Annotated in this window: 15 protein-coding genes; 10 read left to right on the top strand and 5 right to left on the bottom strand. The window is 57.6% G+C overall.

Annotated elements, in window-relative coordinates; all coding sequences use genetic code 11:
* Positions 1-122: 122 nt before the first annotated feature.
* The gene (locus ACQK2Q_RS09305; protein ID WP_425409467.1) at positions 123-2,288 is read left to right on the top strand and encodes a malate synthase G; all 2,166 of its coding nucleotides are present in this window, start codon (positions 123-125) and stop codon (positions 2,286-2,288) included.
* A gap of 21 nt (positions 2,289-2,309) precedes the next feature.
* Positions 2,310-3,929 (top strand): phytoene desaturase family protein, encoded by a 1,620-nt coding sequence (locus tag ACQK2Q_RS09300; protein WP_425409466.1) that lies wholly within the window; start codon positions 2,310-2,312, stop codon positions 3,927-3,929.
* 3 nt (positions 3,930-3,932) lie between these two features.
* Here ACQK2Q_RS09300 and ACQK2Q_RS09295 read toward each other — a convergent pair whose 3' ends face one another.
* Positions 3,933-4,904 carry an NAD-dependent epimerase/dehydratase family protein gene (locus tag ACQK2Q_RS09295; protein ID WP_425409465.1) on the bottom strand — a complete coding sequence of 324 codons (972 nt, stop codon included), beginning with the start codon at positions 4,902-4,904 and terminating at the stop codon, positions 3,933-3,935.
* Between the two features lie 20 nt (positions 4,905-4,924).
* On the opposite strand from ACQK2Q_RS09295, the gene ACQK2Q_RS09290 reads away from it, so the two are divergent.
* From ACQK2Q_RS09290 to ACQK2Q_RS09270, 5 genes are all read left to right on the top strand, one after another.
* Complete coding sequence (locus ACQK2Q_RS09290; RefSeq protein WP_425409464.1) at positions 4,925-6,256, top strand: glycosyltransferase family 4 protein; 1,332 nt, start codon at positions 4,925-4,927, stop codon at positions 6,254-6,256.
* A gap of 9 nt (positions 6,257-6,265) precedes the next feature.
* The gene (locus tag ACQK2Q_RS09285) at positions 6,266-7,252 is read left to right on the top strand and encodes a glycosyltransferase family 9 protein (protein ID WP_425409463.1); all 987 of its coding nucleotides are present in this window, start codon (positions 6,266-6,268) and stop codon (positions 7,250-7,252) included.
* A gap of 119 nt (positions 7,253-7,371) precedes the next feature.
* Positions 7,372-7,911 carry a translation initiation factor IF-3 gene (infC, locus tag ACQK2Q_RS09280; protein ID WP_425411139.1) on the top strand — a complete coding sequence of 180 codons (540 nt, stop codon included), beginning with the start codon at positions 7,372-7,374 and terminating at the stop codon, positions 7,909-7,911.
* Between the two features lie 173 nt (positions 7,912-8,084).
* Complete coding sequence (locus ACQK2Q_RS09275) at positions 8,085-8,381, top strand: hypothetical protein (protein ID WP_425409462.1); 297 nt, start codon at positions 8,085-8,087, stop codon at positions 8,379-8,381.
* A gap of 75 nt (positions 8,382-8,456) precedes the next feature.
* Positions 8,457-8,906 (top strand): ion channel, encoded by a 450-nt coding sequence (locus tag ACQK2Q_RS09270; RefSeq protein ID WP_425409461.1) that lies wholly within the window; start codon positions 8,457-8,459, stop codon positions 8,904-8,906.
* Between the two features lie 9 nt (positions 8,907-8,915).
* Here the strand turns inward: ACQK2Q_RS09270 and ACQK2Q_RS09265 are convergent, their stop codons facing one another.
* The 4 genes from ACQK2Q_RS09265 to ACQK2Q_RS09250 are packed head-to-tail and all read right to left on the bottom strand — an operon-like array spanning position 8,916 to position 13,272.
* Entirely contained in the window at positions 8,916-10,217 is a 1,302-nt protein-coding gene (locus tag ACQK2Q_RS09265; protein WP_425409460.1) for a TCR/Tet family MFS transporter, read from the bottom strand.
* A 14-nt stretch (positions 10,218-10,231) separates the two neighbouring features.
* A complete protein-coding gene (locus ACQK2Q_RS09260; protein ID WP_425409459.1) occupies positions 10,232-11,524 on the bottom strand; it encodes an HlyC/CorC family transporter in 1,293 nt (430 codons plus the stop codon).
* An 18-nt stretch (positions 11,525-11,542) separates the two neighbouring features.
* Positions 11,543-12,652 carry a 3-dehydroquinate synthase gene (gene aroB, locus ACQK2Q_RS09255; protein WP_425409458.1) on the bottom strand — a complete coding sequence of 370 codons (1,110 nt, stop codon included), beginning with the start codon at positions 12,650-12,652 and terminating at the stop codon, positions 11,543-11,545.
* Positions 12,649-13,272 carry a shikimate kinase gene (locus tag ACQK2Q_RS09250; RefSeq protein WP_425409457.1) on the bottom strand — a complete coding sequence of 208 codons (624 nt, stop codon included), beginning with the start codon at positions 13,270-13,272 and terminating at the stop codon, positions 12,649-12,651. Before ACQK2Q_RS09250 ends, aroB begins: the two co-directional genes overlap by 4 nt.
* 163 nt (positions 13,273-13,435) lie before the next feature.
* Between ACQK2Q_RS09250 and ACQK2Q_RS09245 the strand changes: the two genes are divergently transcribed.
* The 3 genes from ACQK2Q_RS09245 (at position 13,436) to ACQK2Q_RS09235 (ending at position 17,204) form a co-directional block, all read left to right on the top strand.
* Positions 13,436-15,190: a hypothetical protein gene (locus tag ACQK2Q_RS09245; protein WP_425409456.1), complete on the top strand. Its 1,755-nt coding sequence runs from the start codon at positions 13,436-13,438 to the stop codon at positions 15,188-15,190.
* Between the two features lie 44 nt (positions 15,191-15,234).
* Positions 15,235-16,155: a site-specific tyrosine recombinase XerD gene (gene xerD, locus ACQK2Q_RS09240; RefSeq protein WP_425409455.1), complete on the top strand. Its 921-nt coding sequence runs from the start codon at positions 15,235-15,237 to the stop codon at positions 16,153-16,155.
* Positions 16,156-16,232: 77 nt separating this feature from the next.
* On the top strand, positions 16,233-17,204 hold the full coding sequence (locus tag ACQK2Q_RS09235) for an acetyl-CoA carboxylase carboxyltransferase subunit alpha (RefSeq protein WP_425409454.1): 972 nt from the start codon (positions 16,233-16,235) through the stop codon (positions 17,202-17,204).
* Positions 17,205-17,207: the final 3 nt, after the last annotated feature.

Genomic DNA, 17,207 nt, shown 5'->3' with positions numbered 1-17,207 from the left:
CTCCTCTTGTCAAAGTCTCTGGATAATTCGCAGATGCAGCGTAAACTGTTGTTGAACTGGCGATTGCGTGCATAAACGGCCCGGTTGACTTTTTTCATCGCTGAAGGAGCGGATAGAATTTAATGATCGAGCATTCTGGTCTCAAAATTTCCGAAAAACTGGCGCACTGTATTGAAAACGAAGCCGCTCCCGGCGCGGGCGTCAGCGTTGACAGCTTCTGGCAAGGGCTTTCGTCGATCGTTTCCGACCTCGGCCCGAAAAATGACGCGCTCCTGAAACGGCGCGATGAATTACAGTTGCAGCTTGACGCCTGGCACCGCGAACATGCCGACAAACAGTTCGATGTTGCGGCGCATGAGAAATTCTTGCGCGAAATTGGCTATCTCGTCGATGAACCCGCGCCGTTTTCGATAACGACGTCAAATGTCGATCCGGAATTTTCTGAAACCGCCGGGGCGCAGCTTGTGGTGCCTGCGTCCAACGCACGCTATGCGCTGAACGCGGCCAATGCGCGCTGGGGAAGTTTATACGACGCACTCTACGGCACGGATGCGATTTCCGAAGACGAGGGCGCTGAACGCGGCGGCGGTTATAATCCAAAACGCGGCGAGAAAGTGATCGCCCGGGCCAGAGCGTTTCTCGATCTCGCCGCGCCGCTGCAGAAAGGCTCGCACGCCGATGCAACAGCCTATGGCGTGAAAGACGGAGCGCTGATCGTTACGGTAAATGATGGCGAAACCACATTGGCGCAGCCGCAAAAATTTGCCGGGTTTCGCGGCGCAGCCGATTCGCCTGAAGCAGTGCTACTGAAAAATAACGGCCTTCATCTGGAAATCCTGATCGATCCGCAAAACCCCATCGGCAAAACTGACGCTGCTGGCGTGGCTGACGTTATCGTCGAGGCGGCGGTCAGCACAATCATCGATTGCGAAGATTCGGTCGCGGCAGTGGACGCTGAAGACAAAACGCTAGTCTACAGGAACTGGCTGGGCCTGATGAAAGGCGATCTGAAAACAAGTTTCCAGAAAAACGGGGAAACGCTGGATCGCACCCTTGCGCAGGACAGAAGATACACGGCGCCCGACGGCGGCGCATTAACGCTGCCGGGGCGATCGCTGATGCTGGTGCGCAATGTCGGGCATCATATGTATACGGACGCTGTGCTTGATTCCAGCGGTGATGAAATTCCCGAAGGGTTTCTCGACGCGGCCGTGACATCGCTGATCGCAATGCACGATCTAAAAGGCGGCGGAACGCTCAAAAACAGCCGCGCCGGCTCTGTCTATATCGTCAAGCCGAAAATGCACGGACCGGAAGAAGTCGCCTTCACGGTTGAACTGTTTGAGCGCGTCGAACAGATGCTCGGGCTCGATAAAAATACGCTGAAAGTCGGCATCATGGACGAAGAGCGGCGCACGTCGGCGAACCTCGCCGCCTGTATTCACGCCGCGCGCGAACGTGTCGTCTTTATCAATACCGGCTTTCTCGACCGCACCGGCGATGAAATTCATACGGCGATGGAAGGCGGACCGATGCTCCGCAAGAATGATATCAAAAACGAAGGCTGGATCGCCGCCTATGAAGCCCGCAATGTTGGGATCGGGCTTGCCTGCGGTCTTTCCGGCAAGGCGCAGATCGGCAAAGGCATGTGGGCGGCGCCGGATCGTATGGCGGAGATGCTTGAACAGAAAATCGGCCATCCGAAATCGGGGGCCACGACCGCATGGACGCCGTCACCCACAGCGGCGACGTTGCACGCCATGCATTATCATGAAGTTGATGTCTTTGCGCGCCAGAAAGAGCTGGAAGGCGAAAACACAGGCGACCTTGAGCGTCTCCTGACGCCGCCCCTCGCCAGCGGAAAAAATTTCAGTCCCGAAGAGATCAGGCAGGAACTTGAGAACAACGCACAAGGCATCCTCGGTTATGTCGTGCGGTGGATCGATCATGGCGTGGGTTGTTCCAAAGTGCCGGATATTCACGATGTCGGGCTTATGGAAGATCGCGCGACGTTGCGCATTTCATCCCAGCATATCGCCAACTGGCTGCGTCACGGCGTTACGACGCGCGAGGATGTGCTCGCAATACTGAAACAGATGGCGGAAGTCGTCGATCGCCAGAACGCAGGCGATCCCGCCTATACGCCGATGGCGCCGGATTTTGACGGCGTCGCATTCAAAGCCGCATGCGATCTGGTTTTTGAGGGTGCGTCGCAACCTAATGGGTATACGGAATTTATTCTGCATGATCGCCGACGGCAGGCGAAAAACGCCGCAGCGGACGCCTGAGCCCGAGATGACGTGCTGGCGTTGACAACATCTGGTAAAAAATACGACGCCGTTATCATCGGCGGCGGGCATAATGGCTTGGTATGCGCTTTTTACCTGGCGCGCGCCGGCATGTCCGTGCGTATCTGCGAGCGCCGTTCGGTTGTCGGCGGCGCGGCGGTGACGGAAGAGTTTCATCCCGGTTTTCGCAATTCGGCCGCGAGTTATACGGTCAGTCTGTTAAATCCGCGCGTCATTGCGGATATGAAATTGAAAGACTTTGGCCTTCGCTTTCTTCACCGTCCGATTGCAAACTTCCTGCCCACAAGCGACGGCCGATATCTGAAAGCCGAGGGCGGCCTCGCGCGTACGCAAGAAGAGTTCCGCAAATTCTCGGACGCGGATGCAGCGCGCCTGCCGGCTTATTATGATCGTCTTGAAAAAGTCGCCGATATCTTGCGTGGCCTTTCTCTCAAGACGCCGCCCAATCCCCGCAAGGGCGTGAAAGCGGCGTTCTCCGCTGCGTCTCAGCTCTGGCCCGCCGTGAAGGGCGGCGCTGAGTTGCATCAGGACTTGCTCGATCTTTTCACCAAAAGCGCGCGCGGTTTTCTCGATGAATGGTTCGCGTCGGAGCCTGTCAAGGCGCTGTTTGGTTTCGATGCGATTGTCGGCAATTACGCTAGTCCGGATACGCCGGGCTCCGCATATGTTCTATTGCATCATGTCTTCGGCGAAGTGGACGGGGTAAAGGGCGCCTGGGCGCATGCGGTCGGCGGGATGGGCGCCATTACAGAGACAATGCGCCAGGCTTGTGAAGCCGCCGGCGTCGAGATTTCTCTTGATGCGCCTGTGCACACGCTCGATCTTGAAAACGGCGAGGCGAGGGGCGTCGTTCTTGAAAGCGGTGAAGACATCGCCGCCGCGCGCGTGATTTCGAATGTGAATCCAAAATTGCTATACGGAAAGATGACTCCCGCCGATGCGCTTGATCCGGATTTCCGCCGGAAAATGCAAAACTGGCGCTGTCAATCGGGTACGTTCCGGATGAATGTCGCCTTGTCAGAGCTGCCGGATTTTACCTGTCTGCCCGGAAAAGAAATAGCAGAGCACCATCAGGCGGGAATAATTATCGCGCCCAGCCTGGATTATATGGACCGAGCCTTCACAGACGCAAAACGCGACGGCTGGTCATCTAAACCCGTTGTTGAAATGCTGATTCCCTCCACGGTGGATGATAGCCTTGCGCCGGAAGGCGCGCATGTGGCCAGTTTGTTTTGCCAGCATTTCGCGCCGGATTTGCCGGAAGGACGGTCGTGGGACCAGGAGCGGGAAAAAGCCGCAGACCTTATCATCGATACGGTTGACCAGTATGCGCCGAATTTCAAAAAATCCGTACTCGGCCGGACGGCGCTGTCGCCAAAGGATCTCGAAGATAAGTTCGGGCTTGTGGGCGGCGATATTTTTCACGGCGCCATGGGCCTTGATCAGCTATGGGCGGCGCGTCCCGCGCTCGGCTATGGCGATTATCGCGGCGCATTGAAGCGCCTTTATCATTGCGGCGCAGGGGCGCATCCGGGCGGAGGCGTTACCGGATTGCCCGGACGCAACGCCGCACGCGAAATATTGCGCGATGCGGGCATGAAATTTTCAGGCTCCGGATAAGGATCAGACGTTAAAATAGGCGCGATACCAGTCGACAAACTGCTTCAGTCCCTTGTCGATGGGCGTTGCCGGATTGAACCCGTAATCCGCGGCGAGCCGGTCGACATCGGCGTATGTCTCGCACACATCGCCGGGCTGCATGTCTTTCATGTCCATCTGCGCTTTACGGCCCGTGGCGTTTTCCAGCGCGCCGATCATGTCAAGCAGGGGGACAGGCGTGTGATTGCCGATATTATAGATACGGTGCGGCCGGTCCTCGCCGGCGAATGACGGCGGCTTGTCGGCGATCGCCGCGATGCAGTCGACGACATCGTCGATATAGGTAAAATCCCGGCGCATCCTGCCGTGATTGAAAACGGGGATCGGGTCGCCCCTGAGCATTTTATCCGTAAACGTCCAATAGGCCATGTCGGGCCTGCCCCAGGGGCCGTAGACGGTGAAAAACCGCAGACCTATCTGTTGCACGCCATAAAGATGCGCGTATGTCGCGCTCATCAGTTCGTCGCTTTTTTTTGTTGCGGCGTAGAGCGATACTGGCGCGTCAACAGGATCGGTTTCGCTGAACGGCGTTTTCTTGTTGCCGCCGTAAACCGAACTGGAAGAGGCGTAGATGAGGTGCGAGAAATTTTTCGCATGGCGACACGCTTCAAGTACGGACAAATGGCCAAGCAGGTTGGAGCGCGCATAGGCGAACGGATTTTCAATGGAATATCTGACGCCCGCCTGCGCCGCCAGGTGGATGATCACGTCCGGCTGCTCATCGTCGATCAGCTTTGCAAAGGCCACCGCCGCGGCAATATCGAGTTCATGGAATGAAACCGCATCGCCCAGCGCCGCCAACCGCGCCCGCTTCAGGCCGGGATCGTAATAATCATTCAGATTATCGACGCCGGCGACGGTCCAGCCGGCTTTCGACAGGCGTGCGGCTGTGTGAAAGCCGATAAAGCCGGCAATTCCCGTGATGAGCGCTTTCATCCTGCGAAACGTCTTTCTGTATGGTCAAAAACACAGTGCTGCACCGCCTTCAAGAATCAGGCCGCGAAGAGCATATGGCGCAATCCGAGGCGGCGGCCAACCTTCCGCCGTCGGCACTCGCTAATCATGACCTGTTTTATACTTTGCGGGCCGGTGAACAGGCCTATGATATCCCGCGCATGATTCGCCTTGAACATACCGTATTGCAAATTGTGCCGCGCCTTGATTCAGGCGGGGCGGAGCGGACATCGCTGGAGATCGCCGCAGCGCTCGCCCGGGCGGGCGGGCGCGCAATCGTGGTGTCCGCAGGCGGTCGCCTTGCCCGCGATATAGAAAACGCTGGCGGAGAGGTCATTATCGCGCCCGTGCATTCAAAAAACCCTGCCGTCATGGCGGCGAACAGCTTCAAACTGGCGAACCTAATCACGGAGAAAAAAGTCGATCTCGTGCACGCGCGTTCCCGAGCGCCCGCCTGGAGCGCTCTCATAGCGGCGAGACGGGCAGGCATACCCTTCGTTACAACCTATCATGGCGCGTATTCTGCGGCGGGCGCCTTCAAGCGTCTTTACAATTCGTCCATGTTGCGCGCCGACAGGGTTATCGCGAATTCGCAATTCACTGCAGACCGTATCCTGGCGGAAGCCGCGGAAACCGCCGGCCGTTTGCGGGTCATCCCGCGCGGTGTGGATATCGATCTCTTTGATCCGCAAAAGGTTTCCGCCGACAGGGTTGGACGAATTCAGGAGGTGTGGGGCGTTGGGGAAAAATCAGGGTTAAAGCTTCTCCTGCCTGCAAGGCTCACAGAATGGAAAGGCCATCCGACGGCTATAGACGCGATTTCAATGCTAAAAGATCGCTTTGCGGCGGACAGGGCCACTGGCCAAACTCCCCCTTTAACGCTAGTTTTTTGCGGGGGCGTGCAAGGGAAGCAGGATTACGAGCGGCGATTGCGCGCGATGACCGACGAACGTGGGGTTCGCAGTATGGTTCATATTGTTGGCGAATGCGCTGACATGCCGGCGGCGTATGCCTGGGCGGACGCCGTCCTGGCGCCATCGACGAGGCCGGAAGCTTTCGGGCGCGTCGTCGTGGAGGCCGGCGCCATGGGCAAGCCTGTGATCGCCTCAGACCATGGCGGCGCCAGAGAAACCGTGATTGACGGCGAAACAGGCTTTCTGGTGCAGCCCGGCGACGGCCGCGATCTGTGCGATGCGATCATCCGGATACAAAACCAGACACATGAAGCGCGCATGATGATGGGCGAAATTGCGCGCGCGCGGGCGGCGAGCGTATATTCGTCCGCCGCTATGTGCGATGCGACGCTAAATGTCTATCGCGAACTTCTGGCGTAACGGGGCGGCATGTTAGGGCGTAAACAGAGTAATATTCTTGTTATAAAGACAGACAGCCTTTCCGGTTTCGTCGCGGCGGACCCGGTTTTTGAGGCAATCCGGAAGGCGCATCGCAAGGCCAAAATCAGTTTGTTGACGACGCAGGGTCTGCAGCGCATTGCGCGCGCTTCTCCCTATTTTGATCAAGTTGCCGCGATGCCGAATTTGCGCGACCGGGACGCGCGCCGGGAGTTTGTACGTCAGGTCAAATCGTCGAAATTCGAACAGGTTTACGATCTTTCCAATGATGACGAGGCGCGGCGCCTGCGCGGCGCAATGGGCCCGTTCGGACCGAAATGGTTTTCCGCAGAAGCGGCGCCGAAACGAACCGGCAAGGGCGGGGAGGCGACGCTGCCCGGCCTTGAAAAACTCGCCGATACGGCCAGCCTCGATGTGCATCCGCGCCTGCCGGATCTGCGCTGGGCGATCACGGCGCGCAAGGACAGCGCGAATATGCAGCCCTCCTGGTACGGTATATCCGGCGCCTTCGGTCTGCTGCTTCCGGCGGCGAGCCCTGAGCGGCGCTGGACCGCGGAAGGGTATGCGGGTCTTGCCGAACAAATGGCGCGCGAGAACATCATGCCGGTGCTGGCGGGCTCGAAATCGCTTCACAGTTTCGGCGATGAAATTGCGCAAGATGCGCCGCAGCTTGTCGATTTGAGCGGCAAGACCGATCATCTTCAACTGGCCGCGCTGGCTCAGGAGGCGGCGTTTTTTGTCAGCGATCACGCTGATGAGATGCAGCTTGCGCTCAGCGTCGGCTGCGAAGGCGTTGTCATATCGCCTGCAACGGCGCCGTTTTCTGCGCCCGGACGGCATATTGTCACGATGACGGCCCCCGCCGGCGCCGGATCGGTCGACCCGGTTTTCGTCTGGCGCACGCTGGCGAATATGGGACTTATCCCTGATCGCGACGGCGCGCCGGTTCCTTCGCCTTTGACCGCTCATGCCCGTTGATTGATGGGCCGAAAGCCTTATATATCCACGCCTCTGTCGCATTTTGGGAAAGCCGTTAATCGTTTTTCACCAAAACGCATGCAGAAACCTGTCCGATAGCAACCAATGGAGAGAAGTCCATAGCACGCAGACCATTTGCAGCCCCGCAGCCAAAGAACGACGGACCGCGCGTCAATGAAGACATCAATGTCGCGCAAGTCCTGTTGATTGACGATAAGGGCGAGAAACGCGGGGTCGTGTCCATAGACGACGCGATTGCGATCGCCGTTGAGGCGGGCCTTGATCTTGTCGAGGTGTCCCCGAATACGAAACCGCCCGTTTGCAAGATCCTTGATTACGGCAAATACAAATATCAACAGCAGAAGAAGAAAGCCGAAGCGAAAAAGAAGCAGAAAGTCGTTGAGATCAAAGAGATCAAGATGCGGCCGAACATCGACGACCATGACTATGAAGTGAAGGTCAAGGCGATGAAGCGCTTTTTTGAAGAAGGCGACAAGGTCAAGGTGACACTGAGGTTTCGAGGCCGTGAAATGGCGCACCAGGATCGCGGCGCCGATCTGTTAAAGCGCGTGCAGGATGATTTCGAAGAAATTGCCAAGGTTGAGCAATTTCCCAAAATGGAAGGCCGCCAGATCATGATGGTGATGGCGCCGCGCTAGACCGGCTGGCGTTAACCAGTGAACGCGAAGCCGCCTGCAATAAAAATTGCCGGCGGCTTTCCCGTTTCAGGACGTATTTCTATCGACTGGCCCGGCCTTTGCTTTAACCTTGCCATGTGCAGCGCTTGAGGGCGCGCGGGGTATTTAGGGTCTGAACGGTTATGGACGACGTCATGACTATGCTCGCAAATGGCTGGCCGCTTGCGCTTGCGGGGTTTTTTATCGGCGTATTGGCCAATGAAATTTTTGCGCGCGCGCGCAAGGGTTCAGCGCCCAGGTTAAAGCTGAAACCCGGCGAAGACGTGCTTTCGGCGCTGCAGTCCGAGATCCGCGCCGCAAAGGAAATGCTTGAGGCTGAACACGAAGAGGACGCCGCAAACGAAGAGGCGCTGAAAAATCTCGATGAAGCAGTCAAACGCGCAAACGGGCGCCTGAAGCTGATTACGAAAGCGATCAAGCGCGGAAAATAACTAAACGCGCATGTCGCGTGGATTGCATTGCGCACTTTCCTGCGATGAAATGTTTCGCCCTGAGAGGCGCGCGATATGGAACAACCCGACATTCAGATGCAGCTTGTTGTTTCGGCGATTGTCATCGCTATGACGACTTTCGTGCACGGTGTTTTTGTAGCGGCGGCCGCGGCTGTTTTCCGCGCCTCGAAAAGTAACGCATCGGGCGTATTGCGCTTTTTGCGGGACAGCGCGGTGCTTGTGCTGATCGGCCTCTGGCTGATTATCGCGCATGCAATTGAGATCGCCATCTGGGCGCAGACCTATCTGTATTTCGATCTGTTCGAAACGCTGGAGCCGGCGCTTTACTTTGCCGGCGCCAGTTATACGACGCTTGGGTTCGGCGATGTTCTGTTGCCGGATGCGTGGCGCCTCCTGTCGGGCGCAACGGCGGCGAACGGGTTGCTCTTGTTTGGTCTGTCCGCCGCGTTTCTCTTTGACGTCGCCGGGCGTTTGCACCTCGGCGGGGGAAAAAGAGAAGAGTGATCGCGAGCGTTATTCCGCAGGGGCCGCCACGGTGTCTGTGTCGTCGCGCGGACGCTGAATTTGACGGAATGCGAGAAACAGCATCGCGATTGCAAAGATTTCCAGAACCATTGCGAATATGAACGGCGTTCCCGGAAAATAGAAGGGCGCGCCGTCCGGCAATAACGTGGCGCCGAACAGTTCGAAAGCTTCGCCCGGGGCGGAGAACGCCGAGAAAAGCTGGGTCATGACGAACGGGCCGATCACCATGGATATGCTCATGACGGCGGCGATTGCGCCTTGCAGTTCGCCCTGCGCATTGGCGGGAATTGTACGGGACATAATGCCTTGCAGCGCCGGTTGTGCGAGACCGCCGAGCGCAGAAAAAGTAATAATGGCGTAAATCATCCAGCCGCTCGAAGCGAAGGCAAAGAGGCAATACGCAACAGCCGTCACCGACATTGCAAACAACGCAGAAGCGCGTTCGCCGATTTTTGGAATGATAATGCGCGTCAAACCGCCCTGAACGATGGCCGCGGTCAATCCCACATAACTGAGCGACGCGGCGATGGCGATTTCCGACCATGCATATTTTTCAGTGGCGTAATAAGCCCATACGGATGGATAGGTCCAGTGCGCGATTTGCGACAGGAAGAGAACGCCGGCGACCGGCAGCATGATGGGGTACTGCGCGAACTGTTTGAAGCTTCCAAGCGCGTTCGCCCGTTTCCATTCGAACTTGCGTTTATTTTCCGGCTTTAGCGTTTCCGGCAACACAAAGAGGCCGAACATAAAATTCAAGGCCCCCATGGCGGCGACAAAAAAGAACGGCGCGCGGGGACCATATTGATCGCCAAGAAACCCGCCGATCGCCGGTCCGATGATAAAGCCGAGGCCGAAAGCGGCGCCGATAAGACCAAAATTGGCGGCGCGTTTTTCAGGAGGAGAAATATCGGCGATGTAGGCGTTCGCCGTAGAAAAAGTGGCGGCGAAAGCGCCCGCCAAAACGCGCGCGACCAGAATGACGCCGATCACCGGCGCCAGCGCCATGATGAGAAAGTCAAACGAATAAGCGGCCAGAGACGTCAGCAATACGGGCCGCCGTCCGAAACGATCAGACAAGCCGCCGATAATCGGCATCATGATGAATTGCATCAACGCATAAACCACCGTGAGGTAGCCGCCCCATTTCGCCGCATGAGAAACATCTTCGCCTGTCACTTCCATGATAAGCTGCGGCATGACCGGCATGATCACGCCAAAGCCGATCATGTTCAGAAGAACTGTTATGAAAATGAAGAAAAAGGCGCTGCGGCCTGGCGATTTCGCCATGAATGCTCTTCCGGTTAAAAGGCGGTCTCTGCAATTGGGGTTATTTTTAGCGCCGTGATCTGGTTTCGGCGGCGGCGGAGGATTTTGAAGCGAAAGCCGTGGAATGAAAATGTCTGGCCTACATCGGGAATGGACTGTGCTTCGTGAATCACGAGACCGGCAAGCGTTACGGCTTCCTCGTCGGGCAGGTTCCAGTCCATGGCGCGATTGACGTCGCGGATCGTCACGTCGCCATCGACATTCAAGGAACCGTCGCCTTGCGGTCTGACACCCTGGACCGGGCTGTCGTGCTCGTCTTCGATTTCGCCGACAATTTCTTCAAGAATGTCCTCCAGCGTGACGAGGCCCATCAGCGCGCCGTATTCATCAACAATCAGGGCGAAATGTTCCTGCTTCAGCTTGAACGCGTCGAGCTGTTCCTGAAGCGTTGTAGTTTCGGGCGCAAAGTAGGGCTCTCGCGCCAGAGCCTCAAAATCGATGGCGTCGGCGTTGCCTTCGGCGTCCCACAGGGCGCGCAATAAGTCCTTGGCGTGCAGCACTCCGATTATATTGTCCGGATATTCGCGATAAAGCGGCAGGCGGGTATGCGCGCTTTTCAGGGCCTGCCGGATAATCGCGTCTTTGGGGCGATCAATATCCAGCATTTCAATGGATTTGCGGTGGATCATGATCTCTTCGGTGCGGATCTCGTTCAGATCAAGCGCGCCGCGAATGAGATCGCGCGCTTCTTTATCCACGCGGCCTTCAGAATGATGCAGGTCGATGGCGCCGCGGATTTCCTCAGCGGCTGAAAACACGGCGCTGTCTTTGGAAACGTCAACGCCGAACAGGTGCAGAAAGCCTCTCACGATGAGCTGCACAATGCGCGTGATGGGTGCGAAGATAAAAACCACCCACCGCATGATCGGCGCCACCGCCATGGCGAACGAATCCGGTCGCGAAATCGCGAGCGTTTTCGGCGTGACTTCAGAACAAACAAGCACAAGAGCCGTCATGACCACCGTCGCAATAATGTTGGCGACGCCAGCCTCGCCGAAAATCGAGATTAGCAGGGATGTCGCTATCGAGGTTGCAAGAATATTCACAAGGTTGTTACCGAGAAGAATAGCGCCGATCAGGCGCTCCCGGTCGCGTATGAGAATATTCACCCGCCGCGCATTCATATTGCCGTCCGCTTCCAGCTTGTGAATGCGCGCGTTCGACGTCGCGGTGAGCGCTGTTTCAGATCCTGAAAAAAACGCAGACAACAACAATAACAGGAAAATAATCCCTATAGAGAGGAAGATAGCTGGATCGGTGATTTCCATAACAGTTCTCTGCCCGGCTCAGGCGCCGGTCTTTTCTTTTAAAAATTCGAGGATATCGGCGCTGTCGGCGTTTTTGACAATCATGGCTGAGCCAATTTTTTCCGCCAGCACCAAAGTCAGGGCGCCTTGTTCGATTTTCTTGTCCTGCATCATATAATCGAGAATGCTCGCCGCTTTCAGATCTTGAGGAAGATCGCGAATGGCGCAAGGCAGACCAGCCGTTTTGAGATGGCGTTTAACACGCTCAGCGTCTTCAGGCCGGCATCGTCCAAGACGCGCTGAATAATCAAACGCCAGCGTCATGCCGAGCGCCACCGCCTCGCCGTGCAGCAGTTTGTCGGAATATCCGAACGCCGCTTCGAAGGCATGACCGAAAGTATGGCCGAGGTTGAGAAGGGCGCGTTTTCCCTTTTCCCGCTCGTCATCGGCGACGATGGCTGCTTTTGCGGCGCAGGAAGTTTTCACTGCATGTATACGCGCTTTTGCGTCGCCCCCGATCAGCGCGCTTCCATGATCTTCGAGCCATTCAAAAAAATCAGCATTCGAAATCAGGCCGTATTTAACGATTTCTGCGTATCCGGCGCGCAGCTCGCGAATAGGCAGCGTCTCTAGCGCTCCCACATCGGCGATGACAATTTCTGGCTGGTAGAATGCGCCGATAAGATTCTTGCCTTGCGGCATGTTGATAGCGGTCTTTCCGCCGACCGCGCTGTCGACCTGGGCGAGTAAGCTCGTTGGAATTTGAACAAATCCACAACCGCGCCGCAGCATCGAACATGCAAAACCCGTCAGATCGCCCACAACGCCGCCGCCAAACGCCGCCACCGTATCGTCACGCTCGACACCCAGGTCGAGCAGTCTGGATGTGAGCCTTTCCAACTCTGCGAAAGACTTTGCGTTCTCGCCGGGCGCAAGAGCAATAAATTCCGAAGATATGTTTCGCGCGTTCAGGCCCGATTTCAATCGCTCCCCTTGAGCCTTCAATACGTTCTCATCTGTGACTATAATTATGCGCGGGCGGCGCAATACGGGCGCCAGCAGGGAGCCGGCCTCAGCCAGCAATCCGTCGCCAATATGAATTTCGTAAGCGCGCTGGCCTAACGGGACGCGGATCGTCTCGTTTTTCATCTTATCGGGTCCTCAGGCGGCAGCAGCAGGCCAGAGACGCCTTCAAGCTTCTCGACAATAAGCGAAACGGTATTGGCATGAGGTCCCGGCTGACTTTCCACATGGATATCCGCTTTGGCGTATAAATTGTTGCGCTCTTCCAGCAAACGCTCGATCGTGCGGCGCGGATCGTCAGTTTTCAACAGCGGCCTTGCGCCGCGGCGCGACGCCCGGCGCAAGACCGTGTCTATATCCGCCTTAATCCAGATGGAAACTGCATTTTCCTCGATCAGTTTACGAGTTTCAGGCCTGATCACCGCGCCGCCGCCGGTCGCCAGGACGTGGGACGGCCCTTCAAGCAGGCGTTTTATGACTTTGACCTCGCCGTCGCGAAAACTTTCCTCGCCATGCAACTGGAACAGATCAGAAACGCTCATGCCGGCGGCTTTTTCGATTTCAGCGTCGGCGTCGAAAAAAGGCAAATCGAGCAGCGGCGCCAGGCGGCGCCCAACCGTTGTCTTGCCGGCGCCCATCATGCCGACCAAAACGATTGATCGGGTGCTGCGAAACAATGGATATTTGCGCGTCCGGCTCATGGCGGCTAGATGTAGGGGAGCGCGCCCGGCGATGCTAGCCGCCAAATCGGCTTAACTCCCGGTCGTGAGGGGCGAAACCATCTCAGGAGCGGCAATAAAGTGCGTTTTGTGGCGATTATCATCCTGGCGGCGCTGGCCGGGCTTGTGGGGCTGTTTATATACGGCCAAATGCTGGAACCGGAGACACGGACAATAGAAGTGGAAGCCAATGAAGCTGTTCAGTAAAATCAGCCGGGGAAAAACCGCTGTGGGAGCGCTCATTGGCGCTGCTGCTTTCGCGCCCTTGTCGCTCGCACAGATCGCGCCTCCTGAAACGGTAGAAACGGCGCAACTGGCGAGCGACGCTTTCGCCATCGGCGCGTTGCGACCGGGCGAACAGCCGCTGCCGCGTGAATTGTGGGCGGGTAGCGAACCGCAGACGCTGGACTTTCTTCTGTCTTACGCGCCAACTCGTCCGGCGACGCCAAGCCTCGGCGCAGCGATGCGGCGGATCTTGTTGTCGCCCGGCGACAAGCCGGCAGGGGCGGACGCGTCTCTCGGCGGCAAGAAATTACTGGCGCTGACCCGCGCCGGTTTCATCGATGAAGCGCAAACGATTTCCAGCCTCGCCACCAGCGGGCGAAACAATGTTTATCATGCGGAAGCGGACGCCGTCGGCGCGCTTTTGAGCGGCAATTATGACGCCGCATGCCGGCGCGGCGCCAATCTGGCCACAGGTCGCGAAGCGCTTTTCTGGGTCAAGTTGCGCGCGCTTTGCTATGCGCGGGCGGGCGAGTTGGATGCGTTTGATCTCACAGTCAATTTGCTGCGCGAGCGCGGCGCTTTTTCATCGGTTGACGAAGCCTATATCATGGCGGCCTTGTCCGGCGCCAACGGGCGCGCGCCCGACGATATGTTGCCGGCGGCCGAAACAGCCCTGCATTACGCCGCCGCGCACATTGCCGGCGTATCGATTAATCCTGGGACGCTGAGTGTCGGGGATGGCGGCGTGATCGCCAGTATCGCCAATGATGACGAAACTGATACGGCTTTGCGTCTGGAAGCGGCGATGAGCGCCGTCGCCATGGGCGTCATGAACAGAGGCGACCTTGTGCGGTTGTTGAACGGCGTTGAGTTTGACGTCACCGATATCGCGAACGCAGGCGACATGGCGGCTGCGGAACCGGGTTCGCCGCTCAGCGATGCGCTGCTTTTTCAGTCCGTCGAAGCGATGACGGCGCCGGAGTTCATTCGCGACAAGGCGGCGCGCATATCGGAAGCCTTATCGCTCGGCGACAGTTTTCATCGCGCCTATGCGCTGAATGTTCTTTACGCAAACGAAATTGAGAATCTCGAAGGCGTCATTGTCGCGCCGGAAGAGGCCTCGCGCTTTGCTGCAGCGCGCATGGCGGTCGGCGATAGCGTCGGCGCGGCCGGATGGCTTTCGGTCATGATCGGCGCCAACAGTTCCGTGGCGGCGCTGCCGGAAGATCTGGGACTGGAATTTATCGACCAGGTGAATTTGCTTGCGACGCTCGACCCGCAGACCGCCGCGCAAATTGCGCGCCGCGCCGGGGTTTCAACATTGAATGAAAATACCGCGTTTCAAATATCCCAGCCGGCGCATCAGGATCCGGCGGTGACCTCTCGCGTTTTAAGGGCTGCGTTCGATGCGATTGCGCAGGACAAAACCGGACAGGCAGGGCTTGCCGCGCTTGCGGCGTCCTCAGGTCCTGTAGTGACAGGCGGAGAAATCGAATCGGTGATTGTTAGTGAAGGATTGAGCGCCGCCGGCATGCCCGAATTGACGCGCCGGCATTTATTCGAACGCGCCTGGGCGTCGCAATTCGCCTCTTCGGCAAACCCGCAAACGCCTGCCGGTATGGACAATAATAACTCGGCTGCAAATGACGGTTCAGACATTGAGACGCAAACCGCCGAAGGCGGCCTGACGCCGCGTCTGAAACCTGACATGGAAGAGTAATGGCCGCGAACAACGCATCTGCAAATTCTGCAGGGGCGATAAATATGCGTTTGATCGAAGCCTTTCTTGAGATGATGGCGGTTGAGCGCGCCGCCGCCGCCAATACGCTTAAAAATTATGGCCGCGACCTGGAGCGTTTTGCGGCGTTCACCATCGCCAGAAACGAAAATCTCGAAACTGCCGGTGCGGACGATATCGCGGCGTGGCTTGCGGCGATGGAAAAGCAGGGGATCGCCGCCTCGACCGCGGCGCTTAAAATTTCGGCGTTACGGCAGTTTTATCAATTCTTGTATTCGGAAGGCTATCGCGCCGATAATCCTTCGGCCGCTATCGATCGCCCTAAAACCCGCCGTCCCCTGCCGAAAATTCTAACGAGCGACGAAATTTCAGCGCTGTTCAGCGCTGCGGAAAGCATCGAGGGACCGAAAGGCCTGCGCCTGACGGCGATGCTGGAGATCCTTTACGCAGCGGGACTGCGCGTTTCAGAACTTGTCAGCCTGCCGCTGACGGCTTTGCGCAAGGGCGAGCGTATGCTTGTCGTGCGCGGCAAAGGCGAAAAGGAGCGAATGGCGCCGCTGACGCAGCGCGCCCTCGACGCCAGCGAATCCTATTTGAGCCGCCGGAATGAATTTCTGGAAACGACGGCGGGGCGCAAAGAGGCGTCGCCCTGGCTTTTTCCATCGCGCGGCAAGTCCGGACATATAACGGCGGCGCGTTTTGCGCAGATGCTGAAAGATCTGGCGGTGGAGGCGGGCGTGCCGCCGTCAAAGGTTTCACCCCACGTATTGCGGCACGCCTTTGCAACGCACCTGCTGGAAGGCGGCGCCGATTTGCGCAGTGTGCAGCAGATGCTCGGCCATGCGGACATCACGACGACCCAGATTTATACGCATGTAGCGCAGGACCGGCTGAAAGAGCTTGTTTTTTCGAAACATCCATTAGCAAAAAAGCAGGAAAAATCATAAAAAATACAACTGGATTGCAATTTGAATTTGTCATGCCGGCCCGTTAGTGTCCTGCGCCGAGCCATAGAAAGATGTCCATGCGCACCTATCTCGACTTTGAAAAACCGATTGCTGAGCTTGAGGGCAAAATAGCGGATCTGCGTCATATGGACGGCGAGACAGGCGTCAATGTCGCAGAGGAAATAGAAAAGCTGCAAGGCAAGGCCGACACGTTGCTGGCTGACGCTTACGGAAAGCTGACGCGCTGGCAAAAAGCGCAGGTCGCCCGCCATGCGGGACGCCCGCATTTTTCAGACTATGTCGGCCAGCTCGTGGACGATTTTACGCCGCTCGCCGGCGACCGCGCATTCGGCGAAGATGCGGCGGTGCTGGGCGGCCCTGCGCGCTTGCGCGGGCGCTCGATCATTTTGATCGGTCATGAAAAAGGCTCTGACACGGCTGGACGGGTTAAACACAATTTCGGCATGGCGCGTCCCGAAGGCTATCGAAAGGCCATGCGGCTCATGGATATGGCCGAGCGTTTCAACCTGCCTGTGGTGACGCTGGTGGATACGCCGGGCGCGTATCCGGGCCGCGGCGCGGAAGAGCGCGGGCAGGCGGAGGCGATTGCGTCGTGTACAGAGAAATGTCTCAGCCTGTCGGCGCCGCTCGTATCGGTCATTGTCGGCGAGGGCGGTTCCGGCGGGGCGGTGGCGCTCGCCGCCGCCAACAAGGTGCTGATGCTGGAGCATTCCGTTTATTCTGTCATTTCACCGGAAGGCTGCGCCTCCATTTTGTGGAAAGACGCCGCCGGCAAGGGCGATAACAAGGCGCCGGACGCCGCCGAAGCAATGAAAGTATCAGCTCAGGACCTCCTGGAACTGGGCGTCATTGACGGGATTATTCCCGAGCCCGTCGGCGGCGCCCACAGGGATATCGGTCTGGCGATAGAGCGCCTGGGCGACGCCGTTGAATCGGCGATTGGCGAGCTGGAAGTGCTTTCGCCGACAGAGTTGAAAAAGCAACGCCGTGAAAAGTTTCTCAATATTGGCCGCATCGGCCTCAGCTAAATC

The organism is Hyphococcus sp. (assembly GCF_965228385.1).
Classification (GTDB): domain Bacteria; phylum Pseudomonadota; class Alphaproteobacteria; order Caulobacterales; family Parvularculaceae; genus Hyphococcus.
Note: the sequence above shows the minus strand (reverse complement) of the source record. Positions and strands in the feature narration are given on the sequence as shown.

Coding starts and splice junctions, on each gene's coding strand:
- ACQK2Q_RS09305 (WP_425409467.1), top strand. CDS start 123: ATGATCGAGCATTCTGGTCTCAAAATTTCCGAAAAACTGGCGCACTGT.
- ACQK2Q_RS09295 (WP_425409465.1), bottom strand. CDS start 4,904: ATGAAAGCGCTCATCACGGGAATTGCCGGCTTTATCGGCTTTCACACA.
- ACQK2Q_RS09290 (WP_425409464.1), top strand. CDS start 4,925: ATGGTCAAAAACACAGTGCTGCACCGCCTTCAAGAATCAGGCCGCGAA.
- ACQK2Q_RS09285 (WP_425409463.1), top strand. CDS start 6,266: ATGTTAGGGCGTAAACAGAGTAATATTCTTGTTATAAAGACAGACAGC.
- ACQK2Q_RS09275 (WP_425409462.1), top strand. CDS start 8,085: ATGACTATGCTCGCAAATGGCTGGCCGCTTGCGCTTGCGGGGTTTTTT.
- ACQK2Q_RS09270 (WP_425409461.1), top strand. CDS start 8,457: ATGGAACAACCCGACATTCAGATGCAGCTTGTTGTTTCGGCGATTGTC.
- ACQK2Q_RS09265 (WP_425409460.1), bottom strand. CDS start 10,217: ATGGCGAAATCGCCAGGCCGCAGCGCCTTTTTCTTCATTTTCATAACA.
- ACQK2Q_RS09260 (WP_425409459.1), bottom strand. CDS start 11,524: ATGGAAATCACCGATCCAGCTATCTTCCTCTCTATAGGGATTATTTTC.
- aroB (WP_425409458.1), bottom strand. CDS start 12,652: ATGAAAAACGAGACGATCCGCGTCCCGTTAGGCCAGCGCGCTTACGAA.
- ACQK2Q_RS09245 (WP_425409456.1), top strand. CDS start 13,436: ATGAAGCTGTTCAGTAAAATCAGCCGGGGAAAAACCGCTGTGGGAGCG.
- xerD (WP_425409455.1), top strand. CDS start 15,235: ATGCGTTTGATCGAAGCCTTTCTTGAGATGATGGCGGTTGAGCGCGCC.
- ACQK2Q_RS09235 (WP_425409454.1), top strand. CDS start 16,233: ATGCGCACCTATCTCGACTTTGAAAAACCGATTGCTGAGCTTGAGGGC.